At 66.1% G+C, this 19,056-nt stretch carries 18 protein-coding genes; 17 read left to right on the top strand and 1 reads right to left on the bottom strand.

What is annotated here, in order from left to right:
- Nucleotides 1-222: 222 nt before the first annotated feature.
- The 13 genes from LPW26_RS22310 (at nucleotide 223) to trmB (ending at nucleotide 11,602) form a co-directional block, all read left to right on the top strand.
- Nucleotides 223-717: a universal stress protein gene (locus tag LPW26_RS22310; protein WP_238737911.1), complete on the top strand. Its 495-nt coding sequence runs from the start codon at nucleotides 223-225 to the stop codon at nucleotides 715-717.
- 199 nt (nucleotides 718-916) lie between these two features.
- Nucleotides 917-1,483: a NifU family protein gene (locus tag LPW26_RS22305; protein WP_238737910.1), complete on the top strand. Its 567-nt coding sequence runs from the start codon at nucleotides 917-919 to the stop codon at nucleotides 1,481-1,483.
- A gap of 133 nt (nucleotides 1,484-1,616) precedes the next feature.
- Complete coding sequence (tsaB, locus tag LPW26_RS22300; RefSeq protein WP_238737908.1) at nucleotides 1,617-2,312, top strand: tRNA (adenosine(37)-N6)-threonylcarbamoyltransferase complex dimerization subunit type 1 TsaB; 696 nt, start codon at nucleotides 1,617-1,619, stop codon at nucleotides 2,310-2,312.
- A 74-nt stretch (nucleotides 2,313-2,386) separates the two neighbouring features.
- Nucleotides 2,387-2,872, top strand: a complete 486-nt coding sequence (gene rimI / locus LPW26_RS22295; protein ID WP_238737906.1) for a ribosomal protein S18-alanine N-acetyltransferase — start codon at nucleotides 2,387-2,389, stop codon at nucleotides 2,870-2,872.
- A gap of 59 nt (nucleotides 2,873-2,931) precedes the next feature.
- Complete coding sequence (locus LPW26_RS22290; protein ID WP_238737904.1) at nucleotides 2,932-3,363, top strand: Fur family transcriptional regulator; 432 nt, start codon at nucleotides 2,932-2,934, stop codon at nucleotides 3,361-3,363.
- A 171-nt stretch (nucleotides 3,364-3,534) separates the two neighbouring features.
- Complete coding sequence (locus LPW26_RS22285) at nucleotides 3,535-4,185, top strand: HAD family hydrolase (protein WP_238737902.1); 651 nt, start codon at nucleotides 3,535-3,537, stop codon at nucleotides 4,183-4,185.
- A gap of 99 nt (nucleotides 4,186-4,284) precedes the next feature.
- On the top strand, nucleotides 4,285-5,691 hold the full coding sequence (gene miaB / locus LPW26_RS22280) for a tRNA (N6-isopentenyl adenosine(37)-C2)-methylthiotransferase MiaB (RefSeq protein WP_238737900.1): 1,407 nt from the start codon (nucleotides 4,285-4,287) through the stop codon (nucleotides 5,689-5,691).
- 5 nt (nucleotides 5,692-5,696) lie between these two features.
- Entirely contained in the window at nucleotides 5,697-6,749 is a 1,053-nt protein-coding gene (locus LPW26_RS22275) for a PhoH family protein (protein WP_238737899.1), read from the top strand.
- Between the two features lie 68 nt (nucleotides 6,750-6,817).
- The gene (ybeY, locus tag LPW26_RS22270; RefSeq protein WP_238737897.1) at nucleotides 6,818-7,324 is read left to right on the top strand and encodes an rRNA maturation RNase YbeY; all 507 of its coding nucleotides are present in this window, start codon (nucleotides 6,818-6,820) and stop codon (nucleotides 7,322-7,324) included.
- Between the two features lies 1 nt (nucleotide 7,325).
- Nucleotides 7,326-8,456 carry a hemolysin family protein gene (locus LPW26_RS22265; protein WP_238737895.1) on the top strand — a complete coding sequence of 377 codons (1,131 nt, stop codon included), beginning with the start codon at nucleotides 7,326-7,328 and terminating at the stop codon, nucleotides 8,454-8,456.
- Between the two features lie 16 nt (nucleotides 8,457-8,472).
- Complete coding sequence (gene lnt, locus LPW26_RS22260) at nucleotides 8,473-10,077, top strand: apolipoprotein N-acyltransferase (RefSeq protein WP_238737894.1); 1,605 nt, start codon at nucleotides 8,473-8,475, stop codon at nucleotides 10,075-10,077.
- A gap of 189 nt (nucleotides 10,078-10,266) precedes the next feature.
- Nucleotides 10,267-10,686: a helix-turn-helix domain-containing protein gene (locus tag LPW26_RS22255; RefSeq protein WP_238737893.1), complete on the top strand. Its 420-nt coding sequence runs from the start codon at nucleotides 10,267-10,269 to the stop codon at nucleotides 10,684-10,686.
- Between the two features lie 217 nt (nucleotides 10,687-10,903).
- Nucleotides 10,904-11,602, top strand: coding sequence for a tRNA (guanosine(46)-N7)-methyltransferase TrmB (gene trmB / locus LPW26_RS22250; protein WP_238737891.1), 699 nt, complete (start codon nucleotides 10,904-10,906; stop codon nucleotides 11,600-11,602).
- A 25-nt stretch (nucleotides 11,603-11,627) separates the two neighbouring features.
- Here the strand turns inward: trmB and LPW26_RS22245 are convergent, their stop codons facing one another.
- Nucleotides 11,628-12,713, bottom strand: a complete 1,086-nt coding sequence (locus tag LPW26_RS22245) for a DUF2336 domain-containing protein (RefSeq protein WP_238737889.1) — start codon at nucleotides 12,711-12,713, stop codon at nucleotides 11,628-11,630.
- Nucleotides 12,714-13,123: 410 nt separating this feature from the next.
- Here LPW26_RS22245 and rimP point away from each other — a divergent pair, with 410 nt between their 5' ends.
- From rimP to infB, 4 genes are all read left to right on the top strand, one after another.
- Nucleotides 13,124-13,903, top strand: a complete 780-nt coding sequence (gene rimP / locus LPW26_RS22240) for a ribosome maturation factor RimP (RefSeq protein WP_238737887.1) — start codon at nucleotides 13,124-13,126, stop codon at nucleotides 13,901-13,903.
- 3 nt (nucleotides 13,904-13,906) lie between these two features.
- Nucleotides 13,907-15,526: a transcription termination factor NusA gene (nusA, locus tag LPW26_RS22235; RefSeq protein ID WP_238737886.1), complete on the top strand. Its 1,620-nt coding sequence runs from the start codon at nucleotides 13,907-13,909 to the stop codon at nucleotides 15,524-15,526.
- Nucleotides 15,527-15,598: 72 nt separating this feature from the next.
- Complete coding sequence (locus LPW26_RS22230) at nucleotides 15,599-16,420, top strand: RNA-binding protein (RefSeq protein ID WP_238737884.1); 822 nt, start codon at nucleotides 15,599-15,601, stop codon at nucleotides 16,418-16,420.
- Nucleotides 16,413-19,055 (top strand): translation initiation factor IF-2, encoded by a 2,643-nt coding sequence (gene infB, locus LPW26_RS22225; protein WP_238737882.1) that lies wholly within the window; start codon nucleotides 16,413-16,415, stop codon nucleotides 19,053-19,055. The genes LPW26_RS22230 and infB overlap by 8 nt, the downstream gene beginning before the upstream one ends.
- Nucleotide 19,056 lies beyond the last annotated feature (1 nt).

Raw genomic sequence — 19,056 nt, 5'->3', positions numbered from 1 at the left:
CGCGCACGCGCAGCGTGCGCCTCGAAGGATGGCCACAAGCGCCGGTCCGCGCGGCCGCATGCTTCGAGGCTCGCTGCGCTCGCGCCTCAGGATGACGGCACCGGACCGACTGGCAGCTTCGCTGCGATCGTGATCATGAGGCGCGTGCCCTTGTCCTGCGTCGCGACCTCATGGCAGCATCGCCCGGCAGCGCGGGCGCGCTTGGGAACTTCGGGGACACCAATGAGCAGCCAGCGACGCAGCTACGAGTCCGGCCACCAGCCGAAATCCCTGGTGATCGTCGACGACACCGCCGAGTGGGATCGCGCCGTGTACTACGCCAGCCGCTGGTCGGCGCGGGTCGGCGGCGGGGTGGTGATGCTGCGGGTGATCGAGATCCCCGACCAGAATCAGCAATGGCTGGGCGTCGCCGACGTCATGCGTGCCGAAGCGATCGAGATTGCCGAACAGGCGCTGGACCGCGCCTCCGGCCGCGCCAACGGCGTGTCCGGCATCACCCCGGAGCGGGTGATCCGCGAGGGCGAGACCATCGCCCAAGCCCGCGCCGTAATCGAGGAGGACGCCGACATCACCAGGCTGATCCTGGCGGCGAGCGACGGTCCCGAAGGCCCGGGCCCGATCGTCACCGCAATGGTCCGCCATCTCGGCAACTTCCCGGTTCCGGTGGTGATGGTGGCGTCCAGCCTGACCGACGACGACATCGACGCGCTGGCCTGAGGGTCGCAAAAAACCTCAATCGTTTCAGGCGCTCGTCCGCGCTCCGGAACAGCCCGCGGGTTGAACCGTGCGTTCGTGGTGGCTATCTGCTAGGACATGACAGCGCCAGCGGTGCCTCGTCGCCATAGAGCCACGCGGCTGGCATTGACCCAAACATATCCCACGCACCGGCCTTGAACCGGCGACGACGGAGACCTCCATGTTCATCCAGACCGAACCGACACCCAATCCCGCGACCCTGAAGTTCATTCCGGGCCGTGTCGTGCTCGACAGCGGCACGATGGAGTTCACCGACCGCAGCCAGGCGGCGCGCTCGCCGCTGGCCGAGCGGCTGTTCGGCGTCGACGGCGTCAGCGGCGTGTTCTACGGCTCGGATTTCGTCACCGTCACCAAGGACGGCGGCGACTGGCAGCATCTTAAGCCGGCGATCCTCGGCGCCATCATGGAGCACTACATGTCGGGCGCGTCGATCCTGGCCGATGGCCAGTCGGACGGCGATGCCGACGACGACGACGAGTTCTACGCCGAAGGCGATGCCGAGACGGTCGAGATCATCAAGGACCTGATCGAGACCCGGGTCCGCCCGGCGGTCGCCAATGACGGCGGCGACATCACCTTCCGTGGCTTCAAGGACGGCATCGTCTATCTGGCCATGAAGGGTGCTTGCTCCGGCTGCCCGTCCTCGACCGCGACGCTGCAGCACGGCATCCAGAACCTGTTGAAGCACTTCGTGCCCGAAGTGACCGAGGTCCGCCCCGTCACCTGACAGGCGGATTTCCGCGCGGTGAGCATGGTGCGTCGCGCCATTCTGCGCCTCCGCCGACACTGTCAGCAATTCTTTGTCGATGGTGTCCGGCAGGCACATGACGCGCCCGTCGCATTGCTGATATGTTCGGCGGATGTTGATCCTCGCCATCGATACGGCGCTCGAAGCCTGCTCGGCCGCAGTGCTCGACACCGACGCAAATCGGCTGCTCGCCTCCGAGTCCGAGCCGATGCAGCGTGGCCATGCCGAAGCGCTGGTGCCGATGCTCGCCCGCGTCATGCAGGCGTCCGGCCTCGGCTTCGCCGATCTCGACCGCATCGCCGTTACGACCGGGCCTGGTAGTTTTACCGGGCTGCGCGTCGGCCTGTCGGCGGCGCGTGGCATCGCGCTGGCGGCCGACAAGCCGGTGGTCGGCCTGACGACCCTCTCTGCCTACGCGGCGCCTCTGGTGAGCGAACGCGACGACACGCCGATCCTGTCGGCGATCGATGCGCGGCACGATCATGTCTACTACCAACTCGTCAGCGGCAATGGCACGCGCCTGGTGCGGCCGCGCGTCGGCCCGATCGCCGAAGCGCTGGAAGCCGCGCGCCAGGGTGCGCCGCGTCTTGTCGGCAATGCGGCGGCGCTGCTGGCCGCGCGCTGGCCGGCGCTCACGCCGCCTGCGCCGCTGATCGATCAGCAGCCCGCCCCGGACATCTTCTGGATCGCCTGGCTCGGCGCCGCCGCAAATCCGGAGGTCGCGCCGGCGCGGCCGTTCTATCTGCGCGCACCCGACGCCAAGCCGCAGACCGACGCGCTGGCACGCGCCGCGCAGCCGGCCGCCTGATTCGTGATGACCACGACCCTCCCCAATGTCGCGTAACGATCTGCTCGTGACGACCTGCTGATGAAGACTTGTTGATGATGACTTGGCTCGCCGAAATCTGGGGCTATGCCGACACCGCGGTCGAGCCTGCCTCGCTGCGCGACGCCGCCAAGCTGGCGCAGTTGCACGGCGGCTCGTTTCACAGCGGCTGGAGCGAGGAGGAATTCGCCGAGCTTTTGAGCCAGCGCAATACGTTGATCCACCGGTTGCGTATGGGTCGGAAGATCATCGGGTTCATCGCGTCGCGATTCGGTGCGGACGAAGCCGAGATCCTGTCGGTCGCAGTGGCGTCGAGCTACCGTGGACGGGGGTTGTCGCGAGAGTTGTTACTGACGCATCTCGGCCATCTTGCCGGCCGCGGTGTCGCCAAAGTCTTCCTCGAAGTCGAGGAGAACAATCAGCCGGCGCGTCGCTTGTACCAGCGTGCCGGGTTTACGATCGTTGGCCGTCGCGAGCGTTACTACCGACAGCCCGACGGAGAGCAATTGAACGCATTGATAATGCGTCGCGACTTGTCCTAATTTTCGCGCGGTGGCACAACGTTCGCCGCTGAACCCATTCCAACATTGCGTTGACGCCGATGTCCGATGTGAAGGCCACTGAAATCGAAGCCCGCTGCGCTGCCACCGGTATGCGCATGACGGAACAGCGTCGCGTGATCGCGCGGGTGCTCGCCGAGTCGGTCGATCATCCCGACGTCGAGGAGCTGTACACCCGCTGCGTCGCGGTCGACGACAAGATCTCGATCTCGACCGTGTACCGCACGGTCAAGCTGTTCGAGGATGCCGGCATCATCGAGCGGCACGATTTCCGCGAGGGCCGCGCCCGCTACGAGCAGATGCGCGACAGCCATCACGATCACCTGATCAACCTGCGCGACGGCAAGGTGATCGAGTTCACCAGCGAAGAGATCGAGACGTTGCAGGCCGAGATCGCCCGCAAGCTCGGCTACAAGCTGGTCGATCACCGGCTCGAGCTGTATTGCGTCCCGCTCGACGAGGAAAAAGCCTGAGCGAGCAGCCTGGCGCAGCAGCTTCGTCGGCGCTTGATTTTGGTCGCGCACTCATCCACTCCGTCATGGCCGGGCTTGTCCCGGCCATCCACGTCTTTGGCGTGGGTTTGTCAGCAAGCGTGGATGCCTGGGACGAGCCCGGGCATGACGCGGAGTGATGAAAGTGCCTGATTGACCTGCGATCTGGTGATCTTCGACTGCGACGGCGTTCTGGTCGACAGCGAAGTGATTTCCTGCCGCGTCCATGCCGAAACGCTCACCCGGCACGGCTATCCGATCACCACCGAACAAGTCGCCGAGCGTTTCCTGGGCCGCTCCGGGCGTGCAGCTCTGCGCGAGATCGAGGCCGAGCTCGGCCGTGCCTTCGACGACGCGCTGGAAGAGCAGCTCGTCGCCGACGTGCTGCGCAGCTTCGCCGCCGAGCTGGCGCCGATCCCGTTCATCGAACACGCGCTCGACGCGCTGGCACAGCCGGTCTGCGTCGCCTCCAGCGGCACGTTGAAGCGCATCGCCTTCGCGCTCGCCCGCACCGGTCTGGCGGCACGGTTCGGGCCGCATATGTTTTCCGCCGAGCAGGTCGAAAACGGCAAGCCGGCGCCCGACCTGTTTCTCTACGCGGCGGCGCAGATGGGCGCGCCGCCGGAGCGCTGCGTGGTTGTCGAGGACAGCGTGCCGGGGATCACCGGGGCGCGGGCGGCCGGGATGCGGGCGCTGGGCTTTGTCGGCGGCAGCCATTGCGGGCCCGGCATGGCCGAGCGGCTGCGCGCCGCCGGCGCCGCCGCGACCTTCGCCGACATGCGGCAACTGCCTGACATCATTTGAAGAAACCGCCCGCCGGGCACCTGCCGGGAAGCCGCCGACTGGATTTCGCCGGGTTTCGCCTGTATTGCAGGGCTCCTTCCCTCTCAGACTTCGGTTGTCATGGCCCCGCCGCGCAAGCTGCACATCAAGTCGTATGGCTGTCAGATGAATGTCTACGATGCCCAGCGCATGGTCGACGTGCTGACGCCGGAAGGCTTTGTCGAGACCGCGAGCGTCGACGACGCCGATCTGGTGATCCTCAACACCTGCCACATCCGCGAGAAGGCGTCCGAGAAGGTCTATTCCGAACTCGGCCGGCTGCGGCTGGCGCGCGACGAGGCCGCCCAGAGCGGGCGGCGGATGCAGATCGCGGTGGCGGGCTGCGTCGCGCAGGCCGAGGGCGAGGAGATCGTCCGCCGCGCCCCGGTGGTCGACGTCGTGGTCGGGCCGCAAAGCTATCACCATCTGCCGCAATTGCTGGCCCGCGCCGACGCGCAGGGCCGGGCGCTGGAGACCGAGTTTCCGGTCGAGGACAAGTTCGGCTTCCTGCCGCAGCCGCGGCCGGAGATGATCCGTGCCCGCGGCGTCTCGGCGTTCGTCACCGTGCAGGAAGGCTGCGACAAGTTCTGCACCTTCTGCGTGGTGCCCTATACGCGCGGCGCCGAGGTGTCGCGGCCGGTCGCGGCGATCATCACCGATGTCGAGCGGCTGGCCGCCAACGGTGTTCGCGAGATCACGTTGATCGGCCAGAACGTCAACGCCTATCACGGCGAAGGAGCCGATGGCCGGGTCTGGACGCTCGGCCGGCTGCTGCAGCGGCTCGCCGCGGTCCCGGGGATCGCCCGGCTGCGCTATTCGACCAGCCACCCCAACGACGTCGACGACGATCTGATCGCCGCGCACCGCGACCTGCCGGAGCTGATGCCGTTCGTGCATTTGCCGGTGCAGTCCGGGTCCGACCGCATCCTGGCGGCGATGAACCGGAAGCACAGCGCGGCGGATTATCGCCGGGTGATCGACCGGTTCCGGGCCGTACAGCCGCAGATCGCCTTCTCGTCGGATTTTATCGTGGGGTTCCCGGGCGAGACCGACACGGACTTCGCCGCGACTCTCGCACTGGTCACACAAATCGGCTACGCTGGCGCCTATTCGTTCAAGTACTCGCCGCGGCCCGGCACGCCCGCGGCGGAGATGCCGGAGATGGTGCCTGCAGCGGTGATGGACGAACGCTTGGAGCGGCTCCAGCAATTGATCGATCGTCAGCAGTCGGCCTTCAACAAGGCGGCGATCGGCCAGACCGTGGACGTGCTGTTCGAGCGCGCCGGTCGCAAGCCGGGCCAGATCGTCGGCCGCACCGCCTATCTGCAGCCGGCACATGTGTTTCCCGGTCCCGGCCTCGAGCCCGACGCGCTTGTCGGGCAGATCCTGCCGGTCCGGATCGACTCTCTCGAGCGCTACAGCCTGCTCGGCGAATTGGCGGCCACGCCGCCGCAGCATGCTCGTCCTCTGGCCGCCACTGGAGCCTGAGCCCCTTGGCAAAAAGCGTATCGGATTCGTCCTCGCTGATTTCCCGCCGCAAGCTCGATCGCGAACCTTTGTCCCAACCCGAGACCCAAGTGGTCGTCGCTTTCGACGACAACCGCGCCGCCTCCGCTCTGGTCGGCCCGTATGGGCAGAACCTGGCGCGGATCGAGCGCCGGCTCGCCGTCGAGGTGGATTCGCGCGGCAACCACATCACCATCTCGGGCTCCCGCGAGGGCTGCGACTCGGCCAGGCGGGTGCTCGAGGCGTTGTACGCGCAGGCGATTTCGGGCGGCGAGCTCAGCCAGGGCGACGTCGACGGTGCGATCCGCGCGGTGATCGCGCAGGGCTCGCTGTTCGAATTCGACGCCAAGCCGGCGGCGGGCGCGTTCGAGGCCGTCAATCTGCGCAAGCGTCTGGTGCGGGCACGCACCGCCGCGCAGGACTCCTACATCCGCGCGCTGAAGCGCCACGAGCTGGTGTTCGGCATCGGCCCGGCCGGCACCGGCAAGACCTGGCTGGCGGTCGCGCACGCCGCGCAGCTGTTCGAGCGCAAGGAGGTCGACAAGATCATCCTGACGCGCCCGGCGGTGGAGGCCGGCGAGCGGCTCGGCTTCCTGCCCGGCGATTTGCGCGAAAAGGTCGATCCGTATCTGCGGCCGATCTACGATGCGTTGTACGACCTGATGGATGCGCGGATCGTCGAGCGCGCGATGCAATCGGGCGAGATCGAAATCGCGCCACTCGCGTTCATGCGCGGCCGCACGCTCACCAATGCGGCGATCATCCTGGACGAGGCGCAAAACACCACCTCGATGCAGATGAAAATGTTTCTGACCCGGCTCGGCGAGAATTCGCGCATGATCGTCACCGGCGATCCGAGCCAGGTCGATCTGCCGAACGGCGCGACCTCCGGGTTGTCGGAGGCGGTCCGGCTGCTGTCGGGCGTCGAGGGCATCGCACAAGTGAATTTCACCGCCGAGGACGTCATCCGGCACGAACTGGTAGCGCGGATCGTCGCCGCCTATGAGGGGGCTCCGCCGAAGGCCGGCGGCGCGAAGTGATGTCATACTTCACCACCGGATGCCGTGCCGATTGCATCGGGACGGCTCAGAGCGATATTTTGATCCCGATGAGTAGTTCAGTCATTCCCGCGACCGAGGTCGTCATCGCCGCCGAGTGCTGGCAGTCCGAAGCCACCGCCGAGGCCGTCGTGCTGCGCGCCATCGAAGCCGCCGCACAAGCCGTCGATGCCGACACCGGCGGCGCCGAACTCGCCGTGATGCTCACCGACGACGACGGCATCCGGGCGCTCAACGCGTCGTATCGCGGCTTCGACAAGCCGACCAACGTGCTGTCGTTTCCGGCGCCGGAGGCGGACTATCAGGATGAGGACGGCGCGCCGCGGCTGCTCGGCGACATCGCGATCGCGTATCAGACCGTGCGCCGCGAAGCCGACCACGAGGGCAAGCCGTTCGATCATCACCTCAGCCATCTGGCGGTCCATGGCTTTCTGCATCTGGTCGGCTACGATCACGAGACCGATGCCGAGGCCGAGACGATGGAGAGCGCCGAGCGCCGCATTCTCGCCGGGCTCGGCATTCCGGATCCCTATGCCGATCAGGATCGGGTGAGCTGACATGCCGGACGGCGACAGTACGCGTAGCATCGCGCAGACATCGGAGCAGGATCCCGGATCGGGGCAGCAATTGCCCGCCGTGGTGCATCAGGGCGAAGTTCTCAGGCCGGTCGGCGCCGCCTGGCTGATCCGGGCGATCCGTTCGCTGTTCGGTTGGAAGCCTGGTTCGGTGCGCGACGATCTGCAGGTCGTACTCGATACCAGCCCGCCCGACGACACCGGCTTCTCGACGCTCGAGCGCACCATGTTGCGCAACATTCTCGGGCTGCACGAGCGCCGCATCGCCGACGTGATGGTCCACCGCGCCGATATCGTGGCGATCAAGCAGGACATTCCTCTCGGCGAACTGATGAGCCTGTTTGAGGGCGCTGCGCATTCCCGCCTGGTGGTCTACAACGAAACGCTCGACGATCCGGTCGGCCTGGTTCACATCCGCGATCTCGTCGCGTTCATGACCGCCAACGCGAAGGTCAAGCCGGAGGTCGTCGCCAAGCGCAAGAAGGCGCTGCCGGCCGGGCTCGATCTCAAGGCGATCGATCTCAAGATGCCGCTGACCGAGACCGGCATCATCCGCAAGCTGCTCTACGTGCCGCCGTCGATGCGGGCGATCGATCTGTTGGCGCAGATGCAGGCGGCGCGCACGCATCTGGCGCTGGTGGTCGACGAATATGGCGGCACCGACGGGCTGGTGTCGATCGAGGACATCGTCGAACTGATCGTCGGCGAGATCGACGACGAGCACGACAGCGCGGTGCCGCCGTCGATCGTCAAGCAGGCCGATGGCTCGTTCATCGCCGACGCCCGCACCAGCCTCGAAGACGCCCGCGCGATGATCGGCGACAGCTTCGTGCCCGGCGAGGCCGGCGAGGATGTCGAGACGCTCGGCGGCTATCTGGTCAATCACGTCGGCCGCCTGCCGGTGCGCGGCGAAGTGATCTCGGGCCCCGGCCCCTACGAGATCGAAGTGCTCGATGCCGATCCGCGCCGCGTCAAGCGACTGCGCATCGGCATCCGCAAGGAGCGCCCGGCGCCGCGCCCGCGCGAGACGCGGCGCCGCGAGCCGGCGACCGACGCCGCGGCCCAACCGCCTGCCGAGACTACTCATCCGAATCCTCCGCCGCCCAGCGAGTGAGCGAGCACATCCCGACATGCCAAAGCTGCTGAGCCGCGCCGCTTCCAGCGTCATCCTCGCATGGGGCTGGAAGCGCGCCGCGATCGCCATGCTGGCCGGCGCACTGTCGTCACTGGCGATGGCGCCGTTCAACGCCTGGCCGGTCCTGTTCGTGACGTTCCCGGTGGTGGTGTGGCTGATCGACGGAGCCGCCGCCGGCAAGCGGCGCGGCGTGCCGGCGGCGGCGATCGCCGGCTGGTGGTTCGGCTTCGGTTACTTCGTGCCGGGGCTGTACTGGATCGGCTACGCCTTCCTGGTCGATGCCGATACGTTCGCCTGGCTGCTGCCTTTCGCGATCTGCGGTCTGCCGGCCTATCTGGCGCTGTTTTCCGCGCTGGGCTTCGCGCTGGCGCGGCTGTTGTGGGTGCGCGGCGCCTGGCGCGTTGTCGCGCTCGCGGGCTCGCTCACCATCGCCGAATGGCTGCGCGGCCATCTCCTCACCGGATTCCCATGGAATGCGTTCGGCTACGCGCTCACCGAGCCGCTGGCGCTTGCGCAGAGCCTGTCGCTGATCGGCATCTGGGGGCTGACCTTCGTGGCGGTCGCGGTGTTCGCCAGCCCGGCGGCGCTGTTCGACGATACGGCCGATACCAGGCGGCGCTGGCTCGCGCCGACGGCGGCGCTCATCGTGCTGATCATGATGGCGGGGTTCGGCGCCGTGCGGCTGCAGAACCATCCGACCCGGCTGGTCGACGGCGTGCGGCTGCGGATCATGCAGCCCAACCTGCAGCAGGACCAGCGCTTCAATTACGCCGCCAAAGCCGACGTCATGCAGAAATACCTCAGCCTGTCGGATCGGGCGACCGGACCCGACGCGACCGGCGTGCGCGACGTGGCGCTGCTGATCTGGCCGGAGTCGGCGTTCCCGTTCTTTCTGGCGCGCGAGCCCGATGCGCTCGCGCAAATTGCCGAACTGTTGCCCAAGGGCACCATCCTGCTGACCGGCGCGGTTCGCCCGCCCGAAATGCCATCCGGACGCCGCATTACCAGGGCTTACAATTCCATCTACGCAATCGATCACGACGGCTCGTTGCTGTCCGTCTACGATAAGTTGCATCTGGTGCCATTCGGTGAATTTCTGCCGTACCAGAATTGGATGGAGAAGATCGGCTTCGTGCAACTCACCAAGGTGCAGGGCGGCTTCCTCACCGGCACCGCGCGCCACACCATGGAACTGCCGAACGCGCCGCCGCTGCTGCCGCTGATTTGTTACGAGGCGATTTTCCCCGATGAGATCGATATCCGTGGACGTCGTCCGGGATGGATTTTGAATCTCACCAACGATGGTTGGTTCGGCAATTCGACCGGTCCCTATCAGCATCTGCAGCAGGCTCGGATGCGCGCCATCGAGCAGGGACTGCCGATGGTGCGTGCAGCAAACACGGGCATTTCTGCTGTTATCGATCCGGTCGGACGTATCGTCGCGCAACTCGGTCTCGGTGTTGAAGGTGTGCTAGACGCGACACTCCCGGCTGCAATGTCCCCGACCGTCTACGCGCGTGTCGGAGAGCTTCCGGCGGCTGTGCTGGTTGCGCTTTCGATGATGCTTGTACTATTACGAAGAAAGTACGGCGGTCGGTGATAGTACGTAAAGCGACGACGCAACCGGAGATTAAGTTCGAGAAAATACGCACGTCTATTATTCTGTCTCTGTATCGTTGTTCATTAACGCCGGCTTTTTAAGACATTTGACGTCTCCAATATTTCAGGCGTATTCCAATCCGCATTCGCCTTCTATTTGCGCATGCATGTGTCCTGAGGAGTAAGTGAGATGTCGACCAAAGCGCCCAATCCTGTTGACAAGTATGTCGGCAGTCGTGTGCGCATGCGGCGCATCATGCTCGGCATGAGCCAAGAAAAGCTCGGCGAAGCATTGGGCCTGACCTTCCAGCAAGTTCAGAAATACGAGAAGGGTACCAACCGCGTTGGTGCCAGCCGCATCCAGCAGATCTCAGAAGTTCTGCAGGTGCCCGTGTCGTTTTTGTTCGAGGGCGGCCCCAGCGGCGGCCTCGCCAATGGCACCGGCTTCAGCGAAGCGCCGTCTCCGTCGTATGTTTCGGACTTTCTCGCAACGTCCGAAGGCCTGGCGCTGACCCGCGCTTTCACCAAGATCAGCGATGCCAAGCTTCGGCGCAGCATCGTCGATCTGGTCGAGCAGATCGCCGCACGCGAGCCCAACGAATCAAACTGAGTTCATTGGTTCGTCCCACGTCGCGGCCCGCGCCCCGATTAGTCGGAGCGCGGGCCGCGACGTTTTGGCGATTGATTTGAATTGTTTCAAACCAGAACTAATTCACAGGACCAATGCTGCGACAGACCGTGGTATTGATCACTATTGATCAGTGCGTTCAGAATCATTCTCGCCTGATCCGGCGTGTATCAAGCGACATAAACAAGCGTTCACCGACATGAATGATCTCGCTCACCATCACGGCTCGTTCTTCGGGCGGCGCAAGGGTCACAAGTTGAGGACCCATCAGGCCGACCTGGTCGAAAATCTGCTGCCGAATCTGGCGTTGCAGATCGACCAGCCGGCACCGGCCGCACTCACCGGGCTGTTTGATCCGCCGACGACCGCAGTGCGGCTCGAGATCGGCTTCGGCGGCGGCGAGCACCTGATTGCCGAAGCGCTTGCTCACCCGGACACCGGCTTTATCGGCGCCGAGCCCTATGTGAACGGCATGGCCAAGATCCTGGCCCGGATCGAAGATCAGAATATTTGCAATATCAAACTGTTCGCCGGCGATGCCGCCGAGCTGATGGCGTGGGTGCCAGCCGGCTCGCTGGCGCGGATCGATCTGATCCACCCCGACCCCTGGCCCAAGCGCCGGCACTGGAAGCGCCGTTTCGTGCAGGATGCGATGCTGGATGCGATGGCGCGGGCGCTGATCGAAGGCGGCGAATTCCGCTTCGTCAGCGATATCGACAGCTACAACGCCTGGACGCTGGCGCATATGCTGCGGGCGCCGGCGTTCGACTGGACGGCGGAGCGCGCCGATGACTGGCGCCAGCCCTGGCCGAACTACACCATGACTCGCTACGGTCGCAAAGCCGAGCGCGAGGGCCGCCGCGCCGCCTATCTGCGCTTCCGCCGGCTCGCCGCCTGAGCGTTCGCCGAAGATCGCGGCGGCTTTACGCCATGATCTGCCGCAACCGCCAGAATCCGACGATGCGCTGAGCGGTCGAGGGTGCGAGCCGCTCGAAATTGTGGCGGGCCTCTTCGACATCGGGCGAGGCGGGCATCCGGTCGGGCCCGAGCCGCAGCCCGATCAGCAGCCGCACGGTGCGCCAGTCGAAGCCGAGCGCCTTGCTGAGCATCAGCATCGGATCGTGGCTGTCGCCGGCCATCAGCGGGTCGAGAGTCGCGATCCGCACGCCGGACATCGCCGACAGCGCCGCGACCGTCTCTTCGTAACGGAATGCTTGTGCGAACTCCTGCACGGTGGTCTCCGTCAGCTCATCGCCATGATGCAGTGCCACGATCAGGCGCTGCGCCGGCGCGAAGTCGCGCGTCACGGGCGTTTGCTGCGGCGTGGCGGCCAGGTCGTGCATCAAGCGGTTGATGGCGATGCGGTTGCCCGGCGGAGCGGTCTCGATCAGCCGGCGCCGCGCCGTATCGCTGGCCACGGTCAGCAGGTCTTTCAGGCGCTCGGACGACAGGTCGGCGCGCGAGCCGATCGCGGAGACCAGCGCCACATCGTGCGTGGCGCGGCGAACCAGGCCGCTGAAGCCGGACTCCGAAAACTGCGCGCCGGCATTCACCGCGATGCTGCGCAGCACATCGCGATCCCCGCGGCGGACGATGACGTCGCTGATCGGTGGCGGCACCGTGGCCCGCTCTGAGATCGCCATCAGATGGGTTTGGCCGCGCGTGCCCGCGAGCTCGACCAGTGTGTCGTCGTCGATCTGGCTCGAACGCCGCAGCAGCGGCCCGGCGATGCCGATGTCTTCGTCCTGAGCCAGCTGCGCGATCAGCTGCGGCGGTGCATTGCCGAGCGAACAAAACCGCCGCGCCAACTCGCCGCGTATCTCGACGTCGACATCCGGCACCAACCGCAGCAGCACGCCGTCGAAGAGGTCGACATGCGCGTGGCCGAACTGCGCCGCGCGCTGTACGAACAGGTCGGCAATCCGGCGCACCGCATCGGCGCGGCGCTCGAGGCTGCCGCTGCTGACCACGTCATCGAGTTCGGGCTGGAGGGAAGGTGCCGGGGACATCCTGTTTCTCGGCGAGGCCGCATTCGGCGGCTGCCCCGGAACCTAAATGGACCTCATGAAGGAAGCGTTAGGATAGGCGGTCCATCCGCGATTGAGACGCATGACGTCGGCCGTTCAGCTTTTCGGCCTTGCGGGCGGCGCAATTCGGAACTGCCGGGAGAAGGCCGCAAATCAGGGCCCGTCCGCAGCCCTTGCCGCTCCGCCAAAAAGCCGCTATATCAGCGTCACTCAGAAATTCTCATACGACCACGTATCGAGAGTGGGCCCTCCGGGACCCGCTCTTTTTTATTACCCGGTCGCATGATCAGGTTGGCCGCTGGATGCCGGCCTCCGCCCCGACCCTGAACATAAAGAACGAGCCGACCATACCCGATCGCCAACATTCACCCGATTTGCCGTCCGATCAGCCGATGACCGATCCGAACCCAGCCGCCGACGCCCCCGATCTGCTGGACGAGCCGCGTCTGGTGGTCGAGCCCGGCGTTGCCGCGCGGTTCGCCGCCGTGTCCGAGCCGGTGCTGCAGGCGATGGGCTATCGGCTGGTGCGCATCAAGGTGTCGGGCGAATCTGGCTGCACCGTGCAGATCATGGCCGAGCGGCCGGACGGCACGATGCTGATCGATGATTGCGAGGCGGTGTCGAAGGCGCTGTCGCCGGTGCTCGACGTCGCCGATCCGATCGACCGCGCCTACCGGCTCGAGATTTCATCGCCCGGTATCGATCGTCCGCTGGTGCGGCGTTCGGATTTCGCCCGCTATGGCGGCCATCTGGTCAAGATCGAGATGACGGTTCCGCATCAGAATCGCAAACGCTTCCGCGGCTTGCTCGACGGCGTCGAAGGCGATGCGGTCCGGGTGCTGCGCGAAGAGGGCGTCAAAGACGAAGACCCGCTGGTGCTGCTGCCGATGCACGACATCGGCGATGCGCGACTGGTGCTGACCGACGAACTGGTCGCGGAATCGATGCGGCGCGGCAAACAGGCCGAACGCGAGCTGAAGCAGAGCCTGGGCCTCGCGCCGCCGCCTCCGCCGCACGCCAAGCGCAGCGACCCCAAGAAATCCAATGCGCCGAAGCCCAAGCTCAAGCCGGCGAAGCCGGCCGCCAAGCCGAAGCCGGCCAATACCAAAGCTCACCGTCTCGCCGCCGACAGGTTGCGGCGTGGCGACACCGACCTGTCCGAGGGAGATTGACCCATGGCCGTCAGCGCCAACAAGCTGGAACTGCTGCAGATCGCCGACGCGGTGGCACGTGAGAAATCGATCGATCGCGGCATCGTCATCGCCGCGATGGAAGACGCGATCGCCAAGGCGGCGCGCGCCCGTTACGGCTCGGAGACGGATGTTCACGCCGAGATCGACGCCAAGAAGGGCGAGCTCCGGCTGTCGCGCCACATGCTGGTGGTCGAGAACGTCGAAAACCCCGCCAACCAGATTTCGCTGAAGGCCGCGCAGCGCGCCAACCCGGGTGCGCAGATCGGCGATACCATCGCCGACACGCTGCCGCCGCTGGAATACGGCCGCATCGCCGCGCAGTCGGCCAAGCAGGTGATCGTTCAGAAGGTCCGCGAGGCCGAGCGCGACCGGCAATATTCCGAGTTCAAGGATCGCATCGGCGAGATCGTCAACGGCGTCGTCAAGCGCGTCGAATATGGCAGCGTGATCGTCGACCTCGGCCGCGGCGAAGCGATCGTGCGGCGTGACGAGATGCTGCCGCGTGAATCGTTCCGCAACGGCGACCGCGTCCGCGCCTACATCTTCGACGTCCGCCGCGAGACCCGTGGGCCGCAGATCTTCCTGTCGCGCACCCATCCGCAGTTCATGGCCAAGCTGTTCGCCCAGGAAGTGCCGGAAATCTACGACGGCATCGTCGAGATCAAGGCGGTGGCCCGCGATCCGGGCTCGCGCGCCAAGATCGGCGTGGTGTCGCGCGACAGTTCGGTCGATCCCGTCGGCGCCTGCGTCGGCATGCGCGGCTCGCGCGTGCAGGCGGTGGTGAACGAGCTGCAGGGCGAGAAGATCGACATCATTCCGTGGTCGCCGGACATCGCCACCTTCGTGGTCAACGCGCTGGCGCCGGCCGAAGTCTCGAAGGTCGTGATTGACGAAGATCGCGAGCGCATCGAGGTTGTGGTTCCGGATACCAATAACCAGCTATCTCTTGCGATCGGCCGCCGCGGCCAGAACGTGCGTCTGGCCTCGCAGCTCACCGGCTGGGACATCGACATCCTCACCGAGACCGAGGAATCCGAACGCCGCCAGGCCGATTTCGAGAATTCGACCCGGGTGTTCATGGAGGCGCTGAACGTCGACGAAGTGGTCGGTCAGCTGCTCGCCTCGGAAGGCTTCACCTCGGTCGAGGAACTGGCGATGGTCGACAGCCGCGAGCTGGCGTCGATCGAAGGTTTCGACGAGGAAACCGCCGAGGAACTGCAGGCCCGCGCCCGCGAATATCTCGACCGCGTCGAAACCGAAATGGAAGCCCGCAGGCTCGAACTCGGCGTCGAAGACGCGCTGAAGGACGTGCCGGGCGTCACCTCGAAGATCCTGGTCAAGCTCGGCGAGGGCGACGTCAAGACGGTCGAGGATCTGGCCGGCTGCGCCACCGACGATCTGGTCGGTTGGACCGAGCGCAAAGAAGGCGCCGAGCCGGTGAAGTACGCTGGCATTCTCGACGGCGTCGAGATCACACGTGAAGACGCCGAACATCTGATCATGCAGGCCCGCGTCAAGGCCGGCTGGATCACCGAAGAAGAACTCGCCAAGACGATGGGCGAGACCGCAGAGGCTGCGGAGACCGAGGTCGAGGCGGAGTGATCCGCCATGCCGCGCGATCCGAACCGACGTATCCGTCGATGCGTCTAGAGACATGAAGGGCTTGCCGACCGAATGTTTGCTGCTGCCGATGCTGCAGATCTCGACACGGGACCGCGGACTGGAAAGTCCGCGACCGAGCGGATGTGCGCGGTCACGCGGCAGGTTCGGCCGACGTCTGAACTGATCCGGTTCGTGGTCGCGCCCACCGGCGAGGTGGTGGCGGACCTGAAACGAAAATTGCCCGGCCGTGGCCTGTGGGTCACGGCCTCGCACGCCATGATCGAGCAGGCGGTGCGCCGCCGGGTGTTCGCCAAGGGTTTCAAGCGCGACGTCAAGGTTTCGCCGACGCTGGCGCAGGATCTCGACGGGCTGCTGGTGCAGTCGGTCTGCGATGCGCTGGCGATTGCCGCCAAGGCGCGCCAGGTGGTGTCGGGTTTCGGCAAGGTCGAGACCGCGCTGAAGAGCCGCGAGGCGGTGGCGATGCTGCACGCCGCCGACGGCGCTGCCGATGGAATTCGCAAGCTCGAGGCGGTTTCTCGTCAATTTGACGGGGCTGCGACAGGCTCGCGTGCATTTCCCGTCATCAAGGTGCTCAGCTCCGAAGAATTGGATTTGGCATTGGGGCGGTCAAATGTGATACATGCTGCCCTGCTTGCGGGCCCGGCCGGACGAACATTCCTGTCGCGCTGCCAGATTCTGGTCCGATACCGGCTGGCGGATGACGGCGATGCCAATGCGGCCATTGCGGGTGCGGCGCTTGCGGATGCGGATCTTGCGGAAACGCTGATCGACACGCCGAAAGACGCTGCTGACCACGCCGCTGACGAACAAGCTGCTGACGAAGTTCGTGCGAACGCGCACGACGTTGAAGGATTGGGACGACTGAATGGTTGATACGAAAACTCCTGGCGACAAGACTCTGACGATGCCCTCCAAGACTTTGACGCTGAAGCCGCGCGTCGAGCAGGGCGTCGTGCGCCAGAGCTTCAGCCACGGCCGTAGCAAGCAGGTGGTGGTCGAAAAGCGCGGCAAGCGTCGCCTCGGCGACGGCACGCCCGAGCCGGCGGCGCCCGAAGTCGTCAAGAAGCCCGCCGCGGCCGCGCCGCCGCCGCCGCCCCCACGTCAGCAGCCCCGTCCGTCGCCGCAGCAGCAGGCGCGCAGCGGCATGGTGCTTCGGACCCTGACCGAGGACGAGCGCACCGCCCGCGCCACCGCGCTGGCCGACGCCCGCGTGCGCGAGGTCGAGGAGCGGAAGCAGGCCGAGATCGAGGCCGTGCGCCGCGCCGAGCAGGAAAAGATCGACAAGGCCGAGCGCGAGGCTGCCGAAGCCCGCCGCAAGGCCGAGGAAGAGCGTCACCGCCAGGAAGAAGAAACCAAGCGCAAGGCCGAGACCGAGGCCAAGAAGCGCTTCGGCGACACCGAGCCGGCCAAGAAGCCGGCCGACGCCAATGCGGCGCCTGCGCGTTCGACCACCACCACCACAACCGCGCGCACGCCGGCGGCTCCGAGCCGTCCGCCCGGGGTTGCGGCCGAGGCTGGCGACGACGACGAGGCGCCGCGGATGATCCGCCGCCCCGGCGGTCCCGCACGTCCGGCGCCGCCGCCGAAGCAGCCGGCCGCCAAGCCCGGCGCGTCGAAGCAGCGCGGCCGTCTCACCGTGGTCACCGCGCTCACCGCCGACGATGTCCGCGAGCGCTCGATCGCCTCGTTCCGCCGCCGCACCCAGCGCCTCAAGGGCCACGCCTCGAACGAGCCGAAAGAGAAGCTGGTACGCGAAGTCATCGTCCCCGAAGCCATCTCCATCCAGGAGCTCGCCAACCGCATGTCGGAGCGGGCGGTGGACGTCATCCGCATGCTGATGAAGCAAGGCGCGATGCACAAGATCAACGACGTCATCGACGCCGACACCGCGCAGCTGATCGCCGAAGAGCTCGGCCACACCGTCAAGCGCGTTGCCGCCTCGGACGTGGAAGAAGGCCTGTTCGACGTCGCCGACAACTCCACCGACACCGAGCCGCGTTCGCCGGTGGTGACCGTGATGGGCCACGTCGACCACGGCAAGACCTCGCTGCTCGACGCGCTGCGCCACGCCAACGTGGTGTCGGGCGAAGCCGGCGGCATCACCCAGCATATCGGTGCGTATCAGGTGACCTCGCCGGAGACCGGCACCAAGATCACCTTCATCGACACCCCCGGCCACGCCGCGTTCACCGCGATGCGCGCCCGCGGCGCCAAGGTCACCGACATCGTCATCCTGGTGGTGGCGGCCGACGACGGCGTGATGCCGCAGACCATCGAGGCGATCAATCACGCCAAGGCGGCCGGCGTTCCGATCATCGTGGCGATCAACAAGATCGACAAGCCGGACGCGCGTCCGGAGCGGGTCCGTACCGAGCTGCTGCAGCACAACGTCCAGGTCGAATCGCTCGGCGGCGACGTCGTCGACGTCGAGGTCTCGGCCAAGAACAAGACCAATCTCGACAAGCTGCTCGAGATGATCGCGCTGCAGGCCGAACTCTTGGACCTCAAGACCAACACCACGCGCCCGGCCGAGGGCACCGTGATCGAAGCCAAGCTCGATCGCGGCCGCGGCCCGGTCGCCACCGTGCTGGTTCAGCGCGGCACCCTCAAGGTCGGCGACATCATCGTGGCCGGCGCCGAGATGGGCCGCGTCCGCGCGCTGATCTCCGATGTCGGCGAGACCGTGCAGGAAGCCGGCCCGTCGGTGCCGGTCGAGGTGCTCGGCTTCAACGGTCCGCCGGAAGCCGGTGACCGCCTCGCCGTGGTCGAGAACGAAGCCCGCGCCCGCGAAGTCACGTCGTATCGCGCCCATCAGAAGCGTGAGAAGGCGGCGTCCGCGGTCGGCATGCGCGGCTCGCTCGAGCAGATGATGAGCCAGCTCAAGACTTCGGGCCGCAAGGACTTCCCGCTGATCGTCAAGGCGGACGTCCAGGGTTCGCTCGAAGCCATCCTCGGCTCGCTGGAGAAGCTCGGCACCGACGAAGTCGCCGCGCGTATCCTGCACGCCGGCGTCGGCGGCATCAGCGAGAGCGACGTTACGCTGGCCGAAGGCTTCAATGCCGTCATCCTCGGCTTCTCGGTGCGCGCCAACAAGGAGGCGGCTGCGGCCGCCAAGCGCAACGGCATCGAGATCCGCTACTACAACATCATCTACGATCTGGTGGATGATATTAAGAAGGCGATGAGCGGTCTGCTCGCGCCGACGCTGCGCGAGACCATGCTGGGCAACGCCCAGATCCTGGAGATCTTCAACATCTCCAAGGTCGGCAAGGTCGCCGGTTGCCGCGTCACCGATGGCACCGTCGAGCGCGGCGCCAACGTTCGCCTGATCCGCGACAACGTCGTGGTGCACGAAGGCAAGCTGTCGACTCTCAAGCGCTTCAAGGACGAAGTGAAGGAAGTCCAGGCCGGCCAGGAATGCGGTATGGCGTTCGAGAACTACACCGACATGCGTGCCGGTGACGTGATCGAGTGCTACCGCGTCGAAACCATCCAGCGCTCGCTGTAAG

The sequence above is a fragment of the Rhodopseudomonas infernalis genome (genome assembly GCF_022271405.1).
In the GTDB taxonomy this organism is placed as follows: Bacteria; Pseudomonadota; Alphaproteobacteria; order Rhizobiales; family Xanthobacteraceae; genus Rhodopseudomonas; species Rhodopseudomonas infernalis.
This window is presented reverse-complemented; position numbering and strand designations above follow the sequence as displayed.

Excerpts from the sequence above, each read along its gene's own strand:
- LPW26_RS22310 (WP_238737911.1), top strand. The coding sequence starts at position 223 with ATGAGCAGCCAGCGACGCAGCTACGAGTCCGGCCACCAGCCGAAATCC.
- LPW26_RS22305 (WP_238737910.1), top strand. The coding sequence starts at position 917 with ATGTTCATCCAGACCGAACCGACACCCAATCCCGCGACCCTGAAGTTC.
- tsaB (WP_238737908.1), top strand. The coding sequence starts at position 1,617 with ATGTTGATCCTCGCCATCGATACGGCGCTCGAAGCCTGCTCGGCCGCA.
- rimI (WP_238737906.1), top strand. The coding sequence starts at position 2,387 with ATGATGACTTGGCTCGCCGAAATCTGGGGCTATGCCGACACCGCGGTC.
- LPW26_RS22290 (WP_238737904.1), top strand. The coding sequence starts at position 2,932 with ATGTCCGATGTGAAGGCCACTGAAATCGAAGCCCGCTGCGCTGCCACC.
- miaB (WP_238737900.1), top strand. The coding sequence starts at position 4,285 with ATGGCCCCGCCGCGCAAGCTGCACATCAAGTCGTATGGCTGTCAGATG.
- ybeY (WP_238737897.1), top strand. The coding sequence starts at position 6,818 with ATGAGTAGTTCAGTCATTCCCGCGACCGAGGTCGTCATCGCCGCCGAG.
- LPW26_RS22265 (WP_238737895.1), top strand. The coding sequence starts at position 7,326 with ATGCCGGACGGCGACAGTACGCGTAGCATCGCGCAGACATCGGAGCAG.
- lnt (WP_238737894.1), top strand. The coding sequence starts at position 8,473 with ATGCCAAAGCTGCTGAGCCGCGCCGCTTCCAGCGTCATCCTCGCATGG.
- LPW26_RS22255 (WP_238737893.1), top strand. The coding sequence starts at position 10,267 with ATGTCGACCAAAGCGCCCAATCCTGTTGACAAGTATGTCGGCAGTCGT.
- trmB (WP_238737891.1), top strand. The coding sequence starts at position 10,904 with ATGAATGATCTCGCTCACCATCACGGCTCGTTCTTCGGGCGGCGCAAG.
- LPW26_RS22245 (WP_238737889.1), bottom strand. The coding sequence starts at position 12,713 with ATGTCCCCGGCACCTTCCCTCCAGCCCGAACTCGATGACGTGGTCAGC.
- rimP (WP_238737887.1), top strand. The coding sequence starts at position 13,124 with ATGACCGATCCGAACCCAGCCGCCGACGCCCCCGATCTGCTGGACGAG.
- nusA (WP_238737886.1), top strand. The coding sequence starts at position 13,907 with ATGGCCGTCAGCGCCAACAAGCTGGAACTGCTGCAGATCGCCGACGCG.
- LPW26_RS22230 (WP_238737884.1), top strand. The coding sequence starts at position 15,599 with ATGTTTGCTGCTGCCGATGCTGCAGATCTCGACACGGGACCGCGGACT.
- infB (WP_238737882.1), top strand. The coding sequence starts at position 16,413 with ATGGTTGATACGAAAACTCCTGGCGACAAGACTCTGACGATGCCCTCC.